The 14,676-nt window shown below is 67.1% G+C and carries 11 protein-coding genes and 1 pseudogene; 4 read left to right on the top strand and 8 right to left on the bottom strand.

The window, feature by feature from the left end; translation table 11 throughout:
* Positions 1-35: 35 nt before the first annotated feature.
* Entirely contained in the window at positions 36-2,060 is a 2,025-nt protein-coding gene (locus ABD05_RS12530) for an NADPH-dependent 2,4-dienoyl-CoA reductase (protein ID WP_047900401.1), read from the bottom strand.
* A 150-nt stretch (positions 2,061-2,210) separates the two neighbouring features.
* Between ABD05_RS12530 and ABD05_RS12525 the strand changes: the two genes are divergently transcribed.
* Positions 2,211-2,747 (top strand): PadR family transcriptional regulator, encoded by a 537-nt coding sequence (locus tag ABD05_RS12525; RefSeq protein ID WP_047900400.1) that lies wholly within the window; start codon positions 2,211-2,213, stop codon positions 2,745-2,747.
* A gap of 148 nt (positions 2,748-2,895) precedes the next feature.
* Here ABD05_RS12525 and wrbA read toward each other — a convergent pair whose 3' ends face one another.
* From wrbA to ABD05_RS12510, 3 genes are all read right to left on the bottom strand, one after another.
* The gene (wrbA, locus tag ABD05_RS12520) at positions 2,896-3,495 is read right to left on the bottom strand and encodes an NAD(P)H:quinone oxidoreductase (RefSeq protein WP_047900399.1); all 600 of its coding nucleotides are present in this window, start codon (positions 3,493-3,495) and stop codon (positions 2,896-2,898) included.
* A gap of 171 nt (positions 3,496-3,666) precedes the next feature.
* Positions 3,667-4,083 (bottom strand): DoxX family protein, encoded by a 417-nt coding sequence (locus tag ABD05_RS12515; protein WP_047900398.1) that lies wholly within the window; start codon positions 4,081-4,083, stop codon positions 3,667-3,669.
* Between the two features lie 54 nt (positions 4,084-4,137).
* The gene (locus tag ABD05_RS12510) at positions 4,138-4,836 is read right to left on the bottom strand and encodes a pirin family protein (RefSeq protein ID WP_047900397.1); all 699 of its coding nucleotides are present in this window, start codon (positions 4,834-4,836) and stop codon (positions 4,138-4,140) included.
* Positions 4,837-5,016: 180 nt separating this feature from the next.
* Here ABD05_RS12510 and ABD05_RS12505 point away from each other — a divergent pair, with 180 nt between their 5' ends.
* Positions 5,017-5,934 carry a LysR substrate-binding domain-containing protein gene (locus tag ABD05_RS12505; RefSeq protein WP_047900396.1) on the top strand — a complete coding sequence of 306 codons (918 nt, stop codon included), beginning with the start codon at positions 5,017-5,019 and terminating at the stop codon, positions 5,932-5,934.
* 91 nt (positions 5,935-6,025) lie between these two features.
* On the opposite strand, the gene ABD05_RS12500 is transcribed toward ABD05_RS12505, so the two are convergent.
* From ABD05_RS12500 to wecB, 4 genes and pseudogenes are all read right to left on the bottom strand, one after another.
* Entirely contained in the window at positions 6,026-7,006 is a 981-nt protein-coding gene (locus ABD05_RS12500) for an NADPH:quinone oxidoreductase family protein (RefSeq protein ID WP_047900395.1), read from the bottom strand.
* Positions 7,007-7,154: 148 nt separating this feature from the next.
* On the bottom strand, positions 7,155-8,984 hold the full coding sequence (locus ABD05_RS12495) for an acyl-CoA dehydrogenase (RefSeq protein ID WP_047900394.1): 1,830 nt from the start codon (positions 8,982-8,984) through the stop codon (positions 7,155-7,157).
* A 107-nt stretch (positions 8,985-9,091) separates the two neighbouring features.
* Positions 9,092-9,409 (bottom strand): annotated as a pseudogene (locus tag ABD05_RS12490) (class II aldolase/adducin family protein); the annotation flags it as partial.
* A 274-nt stretch (positions 9,410-9,683) separates the two neighbouring features.
* The gene (gene wecB / locus ABD05_RS12485; RefSeq protein WP_047900393.1) at positions 9,684-10,901 is read right to left on the bottom strand and encodes a non-hydrolyzing UDP-N-acetylglucosamine 2-epimerase; all 1,218 of its coding nucleotides are present in this window, start codon (positions 10,899-10,901) and stop codon (positions 9,684-9,686) included.
* Positions 10,902-12,126: 1,225 nt separating this feature from the next.
* Here wecB and ABD05_RS12480 point away from each other — a divergent pair.
* Both ABD05_RS12480 and ABD05_RS12475 read left to right on the top strand, forming a co-directional pair.
* The gene (locus ABD05_RS12480; protein ID WP_047900392.1) at positions 12,127-13,668 is read left to right on the top strand and encodes a glycosyltransferase family 2 protein; all 1,542 of its coding nucleotides are present in this window, start codon (positions 12,127-12,129) and stop codon (positions 13,666-13,668) included.
* 3 nt (positions 13,669-13,671) lie between these two features.
* Entirely contained in the window at positions 13,672-14,667 is a 996-nt protein-coding gene (locus ABD05_RS12475; RefSeq protein ID WP_047900391.1) for a bactofilin family protein, read from the top strand.
* Positions 14,668-14,676: the final 9 nt, after the last annotated feature.

The raw sequence follows: 14,676 nt of genomic DNA, 5'->3' as shown, positions 1-14,676 counted from the left end.
CCTGTATCGTCGGGCGGAAAGGGAACGCATCGGTCTCACAGGGCCGCGGCAAGCGTCGTGCCCTGGTGAATCGCGCGCTTCGCGTCGAGCTCGGCGGCTTCATGCGCGCCGCCGATCACGTGAACCTTGCATCCTGCGGCTTCCAGTTGCACCGCCAGCTCGCGCAACGGCTCCTGCCCGGCGCAGATCACCACGTTGTCCACCGGCAGCGTCTGTTCGACGCCGTCGATCGTCACGTGAAATCCGTCGTCGTCGATGCGACGGTACGTCACCGCCGACGACATCCCGACGCCGCGCGCCTTCAGCGCCGTGCGGTGGATCCATCCGGTGGTCTTGCCGAGCCCGTCGCCGACCTTCGACGCCTTGCGCTGCAGCAGATGCACCTGCCGCGCCGCCGGTTCGGGCTGCGCATTGCGCAAGCCGCCGGCTTTTGCATACGACCGGTCGACGCCCCATTCTGCGAAAAACCGGTCGGCGTCGACGCGCGTGCCGTCGCCGCGATGGACGAGGAATTCCGCCACGTCGAAGCCGATACCGCCGGCGCCGACGATCGCAACGTTGCGGCCGACGGCCTTGCCGTCGCGCAGCACGTCGAGATAACCGAGCGTCTTCGGGTGTCCGACGCCGTCGATCGGCGGCATGCGCGGCACGATGCCCGTCGCGATCACCACTTCGTCGAATTCGCCCTGCAGCAGCATTTCGGCGGTCGCGCGCGTATTGACGTGAAGCGTCACGCCGCGCAGTTCGATCTGCCGGCGGAAGTAGCGCAGCGTTTCGTTGAACTCTTCCTTGCCGGGCACCTGCTTCGCGATATTGAACTGGCCGCCGATCTCGGCGCCGGCTTCGTACAGCGTCACCGCATGGCCGCGTACGGCCGCCGTGACCGCGAAGCCGAGGCCCGCCGGGCCGGCGCCGACCACCGCGATCCGCTTGCGCTGCTGCGCGGGGCGGATCACGAGTTCGGTTTCATGGCACGCGCGCGGATTCACGAGACAGGACGTGATCCTGCCGCTGAACGTATGGTCGAGGCACGCCTGGTTGCAGCCGATGCATGTGTTGATTTCGTCCGCGCGCCCTTCCCGCGCCTTGCGGACGAACTCGGCATCGGCGAGGAACGGCCGCGCCATCGACACCATGTCGCAATAGCCGTCGGCGAGCAGTTGCTCGGCGACTTCCGGCGTATTGATCCGGTTGGTCGCGACGAGCGGAATGCCGACCTTGCCCATCAGTTGCCGTGTCACCCATGCGTACGCGGCGCGCGGCACCTTGGTCGCGATGGTCGGAATGCGCGCCTCGTGCCAGCCGATGCCGGTATTGAGGATCGTCGCGCCGGCCGCCTCGATCGCCTGCGCGAGCCGGATCACCTCGTCGAGCGTCGAGCCGCCTTCGACGAGATCGAGCATCGACAGCCGGTAGATGACGATGAAATTCGTGCCGACCCGCTCGCGCACGCGCCGCACGATCTCGACCGCGAAGCGGATGCGATGCTCGTATGCGCCGCCCCACGCATCGTCGCGGTGGTTGGTGCGCGCGGCGATGAATTCGTTGATCAGGTAGCCCTCGGAACCCATGATCTCGACGCCGTCGTAGCCCGCATGCTGCGCGAGCGCCGCGCATCGCACGAAATCGGCGATCGTCTCGTCGACTTCGTCGCTGCTCAACGCATGCGGCGTGAACGGATTGATCGGCGCCTTCAGCGCGCTGGGCGCGACGAGCGCCGGCTGATACGCGTAGCGCCCGAAATGCAGGATCTGCAGCGCGATCCTGCCGCCTTCCGCATGCACCGCGCGCGTCACGACGCGATGACGCTCAGCGTCCGCTTCGGTCGTCAGCATCGCGCCGCCCGGCGCCGGACGGCCGCGCTCGTTCGGCGCGAATCCGCCCGTGACGATCAGGCCGGCCTCGCCGCGCGCGCGTTCCGCATAGAACGCCGCCATCCGCTCGAAACCGTTCGGCGCTTCCTCGAGGCCGACGTGCATCGACCCCATCAATACGCGATTCCTGAGCGACGTGAAGCCGAGTTCGAGCGGGGTCGTCAAATGCGGATAGCGGGGTGTCATCGAGTGTCTCCATCTTTATGCAACAAGTTGCAAAGATGGTAGCCCGCCGCTTTCGTTTATGCAACCTGTTGCACAAACATGGTCACCCGCTTGTACCGTGGCCCCGATATGGCAAGATGCGGTTCATTCCGCGGCCTCCTCCGACCCGACATGTCCCTGCCTCACGCACTCCTCACCGCTCTCGCCGAACGCCCCGGTTCCGGCTCCGAACTCGCCGACCGTTTCGATCGCTCGATCGGCTATTTCTGGCAGGCGACGCACCAGCAGATCTATCGCGAACTGGGGCGTCTCGAGGAAACGGGCTGGATCGAATCGCTGCCCGCCGAATCGGGGCGCGGCCGCAAGCGCGCGTACCGGATCCTGCCGGCCGGCAAGAAGGAGCTGCGGCGCTGGATCGCCGAGCAGGAAGACCCGACGCCGCTGCGCGAAGCGTTGATGGTGCGCCTGCGCGCGGAAGCCGTGCTCGGCCCGGCCGGGCTCGAGGACGAAATCAGGCGGCGCATCGCGCTCCACCAGGAGAAGCTCGACCTGTATCTGCAGATCGAGGCGCGCGATTTTTCGGAGGACGACGATTCGCGCACGAAGCGCCTTCAGCATCTGGTGCTGCAGGCCGGCATCGCGAACGAGCGGTTCTGGGTCGAGTTTTCGCAGAACGCACTCGACGTGCTGCGTTTGCCGAAGGACTGATCCGCGTGCGCATCGTCCGGATCGGGCGGATGCATCACGACATGCTCGTGCCGCCCGCCGTCGTTCGAACCGTTGTTCATCGTCAGCCCTTCCGAATCGGAAAATGACGCAGTGCGGCCGCCCCGCCGAACCGACGGGCGGCCGACGTTCAGTCGAACAGCTTGTTCGCGGTTCGCGCGATCAGTTCGCCCTGATGACGCGCACCGGCCAGCTCGATCGCGCTCGGCGCGCGCTGCCCCTGCCCGCCCGCGATCGTGGTCGCGCCATACGGCGCGCCGCCGACGATTTCGTCGAGCGTCATTTGCCCCTGGTGGCTGTACGGCAGCCCGACGATCGTCATGCCGAAATGCAGCAGGTTGGTGATGATCGAGAACAGCGTGGTTTCCTGGCCGCCGTGCTGACTCGCGCTCGACGTGAACGCCCCGCCGACCTTGCCGTTCAGCGCGCCGCTCATCCACAGGCCGCCGGCCTGATCCAGGAACGCCGCCATCTGCGACGAGATGCGGCCGAAGCGGGTCGGCGTGCCGACGATGATCGCGTCGTAGTCGGCCAGTTCGGCCACCGTCGCAACCGGCGCGTGCTGGGCGAGCTTGAAGTGCGCAGCCTGCGCGACTGCCTCCGGCACCGTTTCCGGCACCCGCTTGACGTCGACCGTGGCGCCCGCCGCGCGTGCGCCTTCGGCCATCGCATCGGCCAGCGCCTCGATGTGGCCGTACGACGAGTAATACAGCACTAGTACCTTGGACATTTCGAATTCCTCACGAGAGTCGCGACGATGTCGCGATGGAATCGGTGCGCATCAGCCGACGCACGCCGTGTTGCATGACCGGATGGATGCGTGAACGACCCGGGCGGGATTCTGACGAGACAACCGGGCCGGTCATGCGCCCGGTCGCCCCGGAGGATCGGCCCGTCCGGCTCACGCGGCAGGGGCGATACGCAGTGCCGCGCGCCCGATCCGCGCGTCGAGGCTGAATGCACCTGCACCGAAGTACGTGATCTGCAGCAGGCCGCCGGCCATCATCACGTTCTTCAGGAAGTGAATCATCTGGTTCTGGTCGGCGAAGTTGTGGTGGAAGAACACCGCGGTCACCACACTGAACAGCGCCATCGCCAGCGCCACCGGACGGGCCCGATAACCCGACATCAGCAGCAGGCCGCCGCCCGCCTCGACGAGCACCGCGACCACGAACGCGAGCGATGGCGCCGGCAGGCCGACGGATGCGATGTAGCCGACGGTTGCCGCATGCGCGGCCAGCTTGCTTAACCCGCTCATCAGAAACGGCGCGCCGATCAGAATGCGGCCCAGAAGCGGAAGATACTTGTAACGATCCATGATGAACTCCTGAAATTGAATGAATTGATTCGGTGGACTCGGAAACAAAGGCACTCAGCCGGCTTCCACCATCACCAGCTCGGAATCTTCGACCGCGGTGATGTCGAGCGCGGTCTCGTTCGTGATCGCGACGCCGTCGAGCGGCCCCACGCGTTCTCCGTTCACGTCGATGCGCCCCGACGCCGCGACGAGATACGCGCGGCGCGATGCGCCCAATCCATGCCGAACCTGCTCGCCCGCCTTCAGCGTCGCGCCGAGCACACGTGCATCGGCACGGATCGGCAGCGCGCCGTCGTCGCCGGCGAAGCCGCTCGCCAGCACGACGAAACGTCCGGACCGGTCGCCCTTGGGGAACTGCTTCATATCCCACCCGGGCGCCCCGCCATTCGTGCGCGGCAGCAGCCAGATCTGATAGACCTTGAGCGGCTGGTCGCCCCGGTTGAACTCGGCATGACGGATACCCGTGCCGGCACTCATCACCTGCACGTCGCCCGCGCTGATCATTCCTTCGGAACCCAAAGTGTCTCGGTGGCCGAGCGCGCCCTGGCGTACGTACGTGATGATTTCCATGTCGCGGTGCCCGTGCATCGGGAACCCGCTGCCGACGGCGATCTCGTCGTCGTTCCAGACGATCAGCGGGCCCAGCGGTGCGTGTTCGGGCGTGCCGTCGGCCGTGACCGCGAAATGGTATTTCGCGCGCAGCCAGCCATGATTCGCCGCATCCAGTGATTCCCAACGCCGATGAGCCAGCATGTCCGCATCCTTTTTCCTGCTGCCCGCACGACGGGCGATTGCCTGGCGGCGCCTCCCCGGAATCTGCGAAGCACCGAACGTTGGACGTATGCTAATTTCGCAAAGATCGCTCGCATATCTCCTGAATCGCAACGTATCATTGCTTCCAGTAGAACGATCTCGTCGAACGGAACCGTCGCCATGAACTCAATCGCCGATCTGAACGATCTCCGGCTCTTCGCGGAAGTGGTCGAACACGGCAGCTTCACGGCCGCCGCCCGCAGCCTCGGCGCGCAGACGTCGAAGCTCAGCCGGCGCATTCGCGCGCTCGAGGAGGAGCTCGGCGTGCGGCTGCTCAATCGCACGAGCCGGAGCCTGTCGCTGACGGAAACCGGGCGGCAGTTCCATCAGCATTGCGTCGCGCTGGTCGCGGAATCGAGGGCCGCGAAGGACATCGTGGATCGCACCCGCACGCAGCCGCAAGGCACCGTTCGCATCAGCTGCCCCGTCGGGTTGCTGAGTTCCGGTGTCGCGGAGATTCTGGCGCGGTACATCGAGCACAATCCGCAGGTTCAGGTGCTGCTCGATGCGACCAACCGGCGCGTGGATGTGGTCGAGGAAGGGCTGGATTTCGCGATCCGCGTCAGGGTTCCGCCGCTGGAGAACACCGATCTCGCGGTTCGACAACTGGGGCTGTCGTTCCGGATTCTCGTTGCGAGCCCGGCACTGATCGCACGTTATCCGGCGCCCGAGTCGATCGACAGCCTGAAGGACTGGCCGACGGTTTCAACGTCCAGCAGCGGCGACCGTTACGTGTGGAGTCTGACGGACGCCGACGGGCGCGCGATCTCCTTCGCCCATCGGCCGCGGCTGGCAACCGACGATCTGGCGAGCCTGCGGCTTGCGGCGCTCGGCGGCATCGGCGTCGCCGAATTGCCGCGCGAACTGGTGAGCGCCGATCTTCAGGCCGGCCGGCTGCTCCACCTGCTGCCCGCGCTGTGGGCACCGACGGCGCTCGTCCACGCGATCTTCCCGACACGCCGCGGCATGGTGCCCGCGGTTCGCCATCTGCTCGACGCGCTCGTCGCGGGCTTCGAGGAACTGAACCGGATCGGGTAGCGACCGTCGGCACGGCCGCAAACGCGGCGCGACGACGCGTGCCGTCACGGGGCGCGCGGCGCGCATCGCGCCGCCGCACGCCGGACCCGGATCATGCGTCCGGCAGGATCACCACCTTGCCCTTCACCTGCCGGTTGGCCATTCGCGCGATAGCGTCGGCCGCACCGGCCAGCGACACGCGCTCGGTGATCGCGGGTCGCACCTTGCCGGCCGCGAACCATTCGGCGAGCAGGCGCATGTTCGCGACATGCTGCGCAGGATCGCGGCGCACCGCGTCGCCCCAGAACACGCCGAGAATGTCGCGCTCCTTGAGCAGCGCCAGGTTCAGCGCGATCTTCGGGATCGCGCCGGCCGCGAAACCGACCACGAGGAACCGGCCGTGCCACGCGGTCGCGCGCAGCGCCGCCTCGCTGTAGGCGCCGCCCACCGGATCGTAGACGACGTCGGCGCCACGCCCGCCGGTCAGCTCGTCGACGCGGCGGCGCAGGTCTTCGGTCGAGTAGTCGATCGTTTCGTCGGCGCCCGCTGCGCGACACAGCGCCAGCTTGTCCGCACTCGACGCCGCCGCGATCACGCGCGCGCCGAGCGCCTTCGCGATCTCGATCGCCGCGAGTCCGACGCCGCCTGCCGCACCCAGCACGAGCAGCGTCTCGCCCTGTTGCAGGCGCGCGCGCTGCTGCAATGCGTGCAGCGACGTGCCGTAGGCCAGCACGAGCGCCGCCCCCTGCTCGAACGTCATGCCCGGCGGCAGCGCGGCGATCTGGTGCACGTCGGCCACGCACTGTTCCGCGAACCCGCCGTGTCCGGTAAACGCGACCACCGAATCGCCGGGCCGCCAAGCGGTCACGCCTTCGCCGACCGCGTCGATCACGCCGGCAAACTCGGCACCCGGCGAGAACGGCAGCGCCGGCTTCACCTGATACAACCCCTGGACGATCAGCGCGTCGGGGAAATTGAGCGACGCCGCCTTCACCTGAATCCGGACCTGGCCCGCGGCCGGTTCGGGAGTCGCGATGTCCTCGATGCGCAAGCGGTCGATCGGGCCGAATGCGGTACACAACAGGGCTTTCATGCTCTCCTCTCTCCTTGCGCGGCGTGGCCGGGCATCGGTACGGTTTGCGGGATACATCCGAACCTCCGGTTCACGACGAATACGCGGCGGCCGGAAGGATCGACATCCGCAACATCGTCAGCATTCCGGAATGTCAGCGTGGCAACGTTCAGAACCACGCGTCGTGCATGTCGAGCGTCGTCGTGTCGACGCTCGACAGCAGATCGAGCTGCGCATCCACCTTCGGCAATTCCCAGCGGAAGAAGTAACGGGCGGCCGCACGCTTGCCGTCGTGGAAACCGTCGTCATGCCCGTGCGCGGCGAGCGTCACGTCGAGCCACAGCCATGCGACGACGAGATGGCCGAACGCTTCGAGATAAACGCTTGCATTCGCGAGCCGCGTCTGCGGCTCGCCGATCGCGCCCAACTGCTGGGTGACATCGCACAGCCGCGTCCAGCGCTGCGCCAGCGCATCGGCCTGCTCGCGTGTGCCGGCATCCAGCGCCCGCGCGCGTTCGACGGTCGTGCGGATCCGTGCGTCGAGCGCGCGCAGCAATGCGCCGTCGTCCTGCGCGACCTTGCGGCCCAGCAGGTCGAGTGCCTGGATCCCGTGCGTGCCTTCGTGAATTGGATTGAGACGATTGTCGCGATAGAGCCGCTCGACCGCGTAGTCGCGCGTGTAGCCGTAGCCGCCGTGCACCTGGATCGCGAGATCGTTCGCGGCGAGACACCACTGCGACGGCCAGCTTTTCGCAATCGGCGTCAGGATGTCGAGCAGGCGCGTGGCATGGGCGCGCACCTCTTCATCTTCATGCGCGCGCGCTTCGTCGACCAGCTTCGCGCAGTACAGGATCAGCGCGAGGCCGCCTTCGACATAGGCCTTCTGCGCGAGCAGCATCCGCCGCACGTCCGGATGCGCGACGATCGGCGCCTGCGGCGCGGCCGCATCCTTGCCGGCCGGCCCGAGCGGACGCCCCTGCGGGCGGTTGCGCGCGTAGTCGAGTGCGTGCAGATAACCCGTGTAGCCGAGCGCCACCGCGCCCGCACCGACTCCGATACGCGCCTCGTTCATCATGTGGAACATGTATGCAAGGCCGCGGCCCGGCTGGCCGACCAGATAGCCGATCGCGCCCGCGCGCCCTTCCGGGCGATAGCGCGTGCCTTCGCCGAAATTCAGCAGGCAGTTGGTCGTGCCGCGATAGCCCATCTTGTGGTTCAGCCCGGCGAGCACGACGTCGTTGTGTTCGCCGGCTGCGCCGCCGTCGGTTCCCGGCAGGTACTTCGGCACGATGAACAGCGAGATGCCGCGCGTGCCGGACTGCAAGCGGCCGTGTTCGTCGGGAATCTTCGCGAGCACGAGGTGGACGATGTTCTCCGCCAGCTCGTGTTCGCCGCCGGAAATCCACATCTTGTTGCCGGTCAGCCGGTAGCGCGGGCCGAGCGGCGAATCGCGCTCGAAATCCGCGCGCGTCGCGATGTCGGACAGCGACGAACCGGCTTGCGGTTCGGACAGGCACATCGTGCCGAGGAAACGCCCTTCCAGTTCAGGGCGCGCGAACGCGTCGATCTGTGCGGAGCTACCGTGCGCGACGAGCAGGTTCGCGTTCGCGACGGTCAGGAACGGATAGGCCGCCGTCGCGATGTTCGCCGCCTGGAAGAACAGGAACGATGCGGCTTCGACCAGCTTCGGCAACCGCATGCCGCCGAGCGCTTCGTCGTGACCCGCGGCGATCAGTCCGGCGTTCGCAAACGCACGCACGGCCGGCTCGACTTCCGGGATCAGCGTCACGCGCTCGCCGTCGAAATGCGGCTCCTCGCGGTCGCCGCGCGCCGCATGCGGCGCGAACAGGTCGGCCGCAATCCGCTCGCTGGTGTCGAGCACCGCGTCGAAGGTCTCGCGGCTGTGCTCCGCATAACGCGGCAGCGTGACGAGCGCTTCGGCATCGAGCCAGTCGTACAACAGGAACGCGAGATCGCGTCGCGACATCAACAGGCTCATCGTGCTGCCTCCCGGGGTGCCGGCCTTGTCAGCCGAATGAATGGATCCGTGGTTGCAAGTGCTGGCAGGAATTTAGCACGGTCGTTCGCAAACAACAACGACAGGCGCTACTCCGCGTAGCCGGGATAGCGTCGATCGAGCCGGCGCAGCAGCCCGGGCCAGACGAGCGCCCCGGCGCCCATCCCTCTCGTGACCGCGGCGATCTGCTGCTTGATGCCGTCGAGAATCGGTTGTGCAATCGGCAGCAGCGCCGAGCCGCCGGCCTGCGCGCGGACCTGGATCATGCACGCCGCTTCGAAGAAGTACATCGCGACGAACGCCTCGGCCGGCGTGGCGCCGACGGTCAGCAGCCCGTGGTTGCGCAGCATCAGGTACGTGTTGCCGCCCAGGTCGCGCACGAGACGGGATTTCTCGCCCTCGCAGAATGGAATGTCACGACCGGCATGCTTGCCGGTGATCTCGCCGGCTGCTTTCGTTCCGGCTTGCGGGATGTCGTGCGCGGCAACGCGCAACGGGATGACTCGGGGAAACATACCGGCCCGACACACATCGACGGCGCCTGACCGGGCGTGTATCCGGCTTCGTCTGGTTGCCAAACGAGGTGGTCGCACATACGCAAAAGTCCGGCCGGCCTCGCGGCCGGACCGGATCCTTGCACGACTGCACCGGGCAGTTCGCTGCGCTACCGCGCGGCCACGTTCATGGCGACCGCAACGCCTGCAACCCCAGCGTCAGCGCGTTATACGGCATCTCCATGGCCCCCATCGAGAAGCTCGTCGTCTTCGCGGGCACCCCCGGCGTACGCATCAGCGCGTGCACGATCCGCTCGCTCGCATGACCGTCGCCATACGGATTGCTCGCGCGCGACATTTCCTCGTACGCGCTTTCGCTGTCGAACAATCGCGACGCCTCCCACACGATCCGTTCCTGATCCGTGCCGACGAGCCGCGCGGTACCGGCCTGGATCGCTTCGGGCCGCTCGGTCGTCTCGCGCGTGACGAGCACCGGCTTGCCCAATGCCGGCCCTTCTTCCTGAATGCCGCCCGAATCGGTGATGATGAAATGCGCGCGCGACATCAGGAATACGAACGACAGATATTCCTGCGGCTCGATCAGGTAAATGTTCGGCACGCCGCCGAGCCGCGCGCGCGCCGGCTCACGCACGTTCGGATTCATGTGCAGCGGATAGACGAACTGCGCGTCGCGATAGCGTTTCGCGAGCGTGCACAGCGCGTCGCAGAAATTCTGGAACGGCTCGCCGAAGCTCTCGCGGCGATGGCCGGTGATCAACACCACGCGCCGCGACGGTTCGAGAAACGGAAAACGTGCGGCGACCTTGTCCGTGAGCGCGGTCGTGCGGTCCAGCATCCGCTTGACCTCATGCAGCGCGTCGATCACGGTATTGCCGGTCAGCGAGACCGCCCCGCCCGGCACGCCCTCGCTGAGCAGGTTGTCGCGGGCCTGCCCGGTCGGCGCGAAATGCCATGACGACACCGCGTCGGTCACGCGGCGATTCAACTCCTCCGGCCACGGCGACCAGATGTCGCCGCTGCGCAAACCGGCCTCGACATGCCCGACCGGCAGATAGCGGTAGAACGCCGCGAGACTGACCGCGAGCGTCGTCGTCGTATCGCCGTGCACCAGCACGACGTCCGGACGCAATTCGTCGAAGACCACGCCGATCGCCTGAAGAATGCCGGTCGTCACGTCGGTCAACGTCTGGCTTTGCCGCATCAGGTTGAGATCGTAGTCGGGCTTGATGTCGAACAGCGTCAGCACCTGATCGAGCATCTCACGATGCTGCGCGGTCACGCATACCCTGGCGTCGACACCCGCTTGCGCCTTCAGCGCACGCACCAGCGGCGCCATCTTGATGGCCTCCGGCCGAGTCCCGAACACAAGCAAGATCTTTTTCATCGTTATCCTCGTTGAGCCACTTCGCGCCGAATGACCCTGCATGTGGCGCGAAGCATGTATTCAGGCGGCGCTACCCGTACTCGCACGCGGACAACATCACGTGGCGGTGTCGCGGGGCGAGCGCGCCGTCCTGTCCGCGCGGTCTGGGCCACGCGAATCGTCGTACTACCGGCGTCCCGTTGCACTTGATCCGTCACGTCATGTGTCGTTCCTCGCAGTGTCGAGCGTCGCATCTGTTCGCCACGTCCCTTCCACACCAGCAATATTCAAACCACCCGCCCCGCGTCCCGGCCCGCTTCGCGCGGCACTCACGGCGCACATGCAGTGCGTTGCGGAATGTTTCACAACTGCTACGAGCAGTCTCATCGCCGAATGAGCGCGACACGAATAAACATCCGGCGGCGTGCGCGATCCGTCTGACGACGTCGTCCGATGAATCGTGAATTCATGTCGAGCGCCGATTGCGTCCCGCACCTCACGAATCTTTCGAATCGCTTTGCGTCATCTCGATTCGCAACTTTCGTCTGTGCAGTGCGCGGTACTCGATCGACTGCCCGTCACGGTCATGCGCGCAAGATTTCCCGGACATGCAGCGTCGTTCGCGTCATACGAATCGATGCGCGGGAAACGTTGCGAATGTGTAACGCGGCGCCGGGACACGGTCGTTACATCGGAGTCCGTTCCATCCGGCGCGAGCGGCAGCGGGCACCGCATCGGCGTCCCGGCCAATGCACTTGCGACGAGCAGTGCGCGACGGTACGCCACGCAACGCCGCGCCCGGCAAGGCAGCACGGGTTCGGCAGACGAATCGCCCGCTGCATGACGCGTGCGAACCGCGACGCCGATCGCACGCGATGGCCCCGAGCGCCCGCCAGCGGAGTCCGCGATCGCACAAGCTGATTCGTCGGTGAATCAAAACACGCCGCCGCCACCCGGTCCACATTCACCGCCCGTCGCCGGACCCTTGCTGCGCGGGGCATCGCGGCCGATGGCTCACGCTTTGCTTAATGTCAGACAGGTGCGTCCCGAAGTACTCGCATGGCAACAGACAGACGGGGACGCCAAAGCAACGAAGCCGGGAGGCGACGCGACGCGTCCGCCAGGGGCGAACGACAGCGCCCCTGCGCGACGAACGTGCGACCGCCTCCCATTGATATCCGCGCGATCATCCACGGGCCGCCTTCCAGCCCGCATCGGTCGTCGTCGCGGACACGGGGACCAGAACATGAAGAAGGCGCGGACGGTGTCACTCTGCGGCGAATGCATGCTGCTGCTGGTCGTGCTCGTCTGCTCGCTGGCCGTACGCGACACCGCATCGCAGCCGGTCGCCGAGCCGACGCAGCTCGGCATGGCCGCCGCGGGCGCGATGGCGCGCACCGTCCGCTACGCCGACACCGCCCCGATCGCGATCGCGGAGCGGGCATCGCCCGATGCGGACGCGCTGCTTGCACCGCCGCCAGCCGGCACACCGGATCTCACGTTCGACCCCGACATCCTGCTGATCCCGTGCGTCGCGTACCTGTGGCTGTTCACGCTGCTGACGTGTGTCTATGCGTCGCGGCACTACATGTTCAGCGTCGACCGCCTGTTCAAGCCGCAGTTCGCGCCCTATCGGACGATTACCCACGGCGATTGGCCGCGGCTCACCGTCTTCGTCGCGGCCCACAACGAGGAAGCCGTCGTCGTCGATTGCCTGATGGCGCTGCTCGCGACGACCTATCCGCATGACCGGCTGACGATCATCCCGGTCAACGACCGCTCGACCGACAACACCCGTGCACTGATCGACGAGGTCCAGGCGCTCGCGCCCGATCTCATCCGGCCGTTTCACCGCGAAAGCGGCAAGCCGGGCAAGGCGGCCGCACTGAAGGATGCGCTGCACTTCATTCGCGGCGACATCATGGTGGTATTCGACGCCGACTACCTGCCACGCCCGGGGCTGCTGAAGGAACTCGTCGCGCCGTTCTTCGATCCGGAAGTCGGCGCGGTGATGGGCCGCGTCGTCCCGCAGAACGCGGACAGCAACCTGCTCGCCCGGCTGCTCGATCTCGAGCGTGCGGGCGGCTACCAGGTCAACCAGCAGGCCCGCAACAACCTCGACCTGGTGCCGCAGTACGGCGGCACCGTCGGCGGCATCCGCAAGGGCGCGCTCGACGCGGTGGGAGGCTGGCGCGACGACACGCTCGCCGAGGACACCGACATGACCTACCGCCTGCTGCTGAGCGACTGGCGCACGGTCTATCTGAATCACGCCGAGTGTTACGAGGAAGTGCCGGAGCGCTGGGCCGTGCGCGCACGTCAACTCACGCGCTGGGCGAAGGGACACAACCAGACGCTGCTGCGCTATCTGGTGCCGGTGCTGCGCAATCCGCTCATCTCTCGACGCTGCCGGCTCGACGGCGCGCTGCTGCTCGGCGTGTTCGTGATGCCCGCGCTCCTCGCGGTTGCATGGGGCACCGCGATCGCGCTCTACCTGTTCAACGGGCTCAACTCGACCGCGCTCGGCCTGCTCGTTTCGCTGTTCGCGCTGTTCTCGTTCAGCACCTTCGGCAACTTCGGCGTGTTCTTCGAGATCGTCGTCGCCGCGCGGCTCGACGGCCGCGCGACGCGCCTGCGGCTCGTGCCGGTCAACGTCGTCGGCTTTTGCGTGACGATTGCCGCGGTGGTCTCCGCGCTATGGGGGCTCGCGCTCGACGCGGCATTGCGCCGCGAACTGAAATGGGACAAGACCGAGCGCTTTCGCCGGCAACTGAAACCGGAGCGATGAACGATGACGACCTTCAATGTGATACTGCCGGTGGCCGGCGTGCTCAGCCTGCCGTTCCTGCCGATGCTGCATGAACTGATCCGGCGCAGCGACGTGGCGGCGCTGCCGATCGGCGACGGGCCGTTCGTCGATCAGGCGCTGCTCGCGGCGCGATGGCACGACGCGCTGCGTGCACACGTGGCCGGCGAGCCGCCGGCCGATCCGTCCGCCGCGCCGCCGTGGCAAGCGCTCGGGTTGGCCGTGCAGCACGCCGACGAGATCCACGTCGCGTGCGACGAGCATCGCGACGACGTGCTCTACGCCGATCGCACCATCACGCTCGACGGCGGCGCGCGCGCCGCGTACGCGTTCGCCGGGAAACGCATCGACATTCGCGCTGGCGCGACGATCGGCACGCTCGCGCACGCGCCGCGGATCGACATCGACGGAGCGGTACTGCGCGGCGTCGTGGTCGGTAAAGCGGTGCACCTGCATGGCGCCGGCGGCTTCGCGTGCCTGTACGGCGAACCGATCGTGTTCGGTGCAGCACCGGGCACGCGGCCCGCCAACGCGCCCGCTGCCCCGCGCCGCGCGGTCTCGCTCACCCGCCACTTCGCGACGCTGCCGCATCGCTTCCTGCATGGCCGCTACCTGTTGCACTGCGACGTACGCCTGCCCGCGGACACGGTCGTGCAAGGCAACCTCGTCGTCGAAGGCAAGCTCGTGCTCGGCGAAGGCTGCGTGCTGCGCGGCAGTGTCAAGGCGCATCGCGTCGAGCTCGAACATCACGCGTTGCTGCACGGCGCCGTGTTCGCGCGCGACGACGTCCTGCTCGCCAACGCGAGTTGCATCGACGGCGTCGTGTCGGCCGGCGGACTCCTGCGCCTGACCGGCGGACGCATCGGCGTCGCCGGCCATCCTGTCAGCGCGTGCGCGCTCGACGTCTCGGTCGTCGGTCATGCATGCGTGCATGGCGACCTCGTCGCCTGGCGCAGCGGCTGGTTCCACGCATCCCGTTAAGGAGCGCCT

The organism is Burkholderia pyrrocinia (genome assembly GCF_001028665.1).
GTDB classification, from domain to species: domain Bacteria; phylum Pseudomonadota; class Gammaproteobacteria; order Burkholderiales; family Burkholderiaceae; genus Burkholderia; species Burkholderia pyrrocinia.
Note: the sequence above shows the minus strand (reverse complement) of the source record. Positions and strands in the feature narration are given on the sequence as shown.

What these genes read in the sequence shown, in the direction of transcription:
- wecB (WP_047900393.1), bottom strand. Translation starts at nt 10,901, where the DNA reads ATGAAAAAGATCTTGCTTGTGTTCGGGACTCGGCCGGAGGCCATCAAG.
- ABD05_RS12515 (WP_047900398.1), bottom strand. Translation starts at nt 4,083, where the DNA reads ATGGATCGTTACAAGTATCTTCCGCTTCTGGGCCGCATTCTGATCGGC.
- ABD05_RS12525 (WP_047900400.1), top strand. Translation starts at nt 2,211, where the DNA reads ATGTCCCTGCCTCACGCACTCCTCACCGCTCTCGCCGAACGCCCCGGT.
- ABD05_RS12510 (WP_047900397.1), bottom strand. Translation starts at nt 4,836, where the DNA reads ATGCTGGCTCATCGGCGTTGGGAATCACTGGATGCGGCGAATCATGGC.
- ABD05_RS12505 (WP_047900396.1), top strand. Translation starts at nt 5,017, where the DNA reads ATGAACTCAATCGCCGATCTGAACGATCTCCGGCTCTTCGCGGAAGTG.
- wrbA (WP_047900399.1), bottom strand. Translation starts at nt 3,495, where the DNA reads ATGTCCAAGGTACTAGTGCTGTATTACTCGTCGTACGGCCACATCGAG.
- ABD05_RS12480 (WP_047900392.1), top strand. Translation starts at nt 12,127, where the DNA reads ATGAAGAAGGCGCGGACGGTGTCACTCTGCGGCGAATGCATGCTGCTG.
- ABD05_RS12500 (WP_047900395.1), bottom strand. Translation starts at nt 7,006, where the DNA reads ATGAAAGCCCTGTTGTGTACCGCATTCGGCCCGATCGACCGCTTGCGC.
- ABD05_RS12475 (WP_047900391.1), top strand. Translation starts at nt 13,672, where the DNA reads ATGACGACCTTCAATGTGATACTGCCGGTGGCCGGCGTGCTCAGCCTG.
- ABD05_RS12495 (WP_047900394.1), bottom strand. Translation starts at nt 8,984, where the DNA reads ATGAGCCTGTTGATGTCGCGACGCGATCTCGCGTTCCTGTTGTACGAC.
- ABD05_RS12530 (WP_047900401.1), bottom strand. Translation starts at nt 2,060, where the DNA reads ATGACACCCCGCTATCCGCATTTGACGACCCCGCTCGAACTCGGCTTC.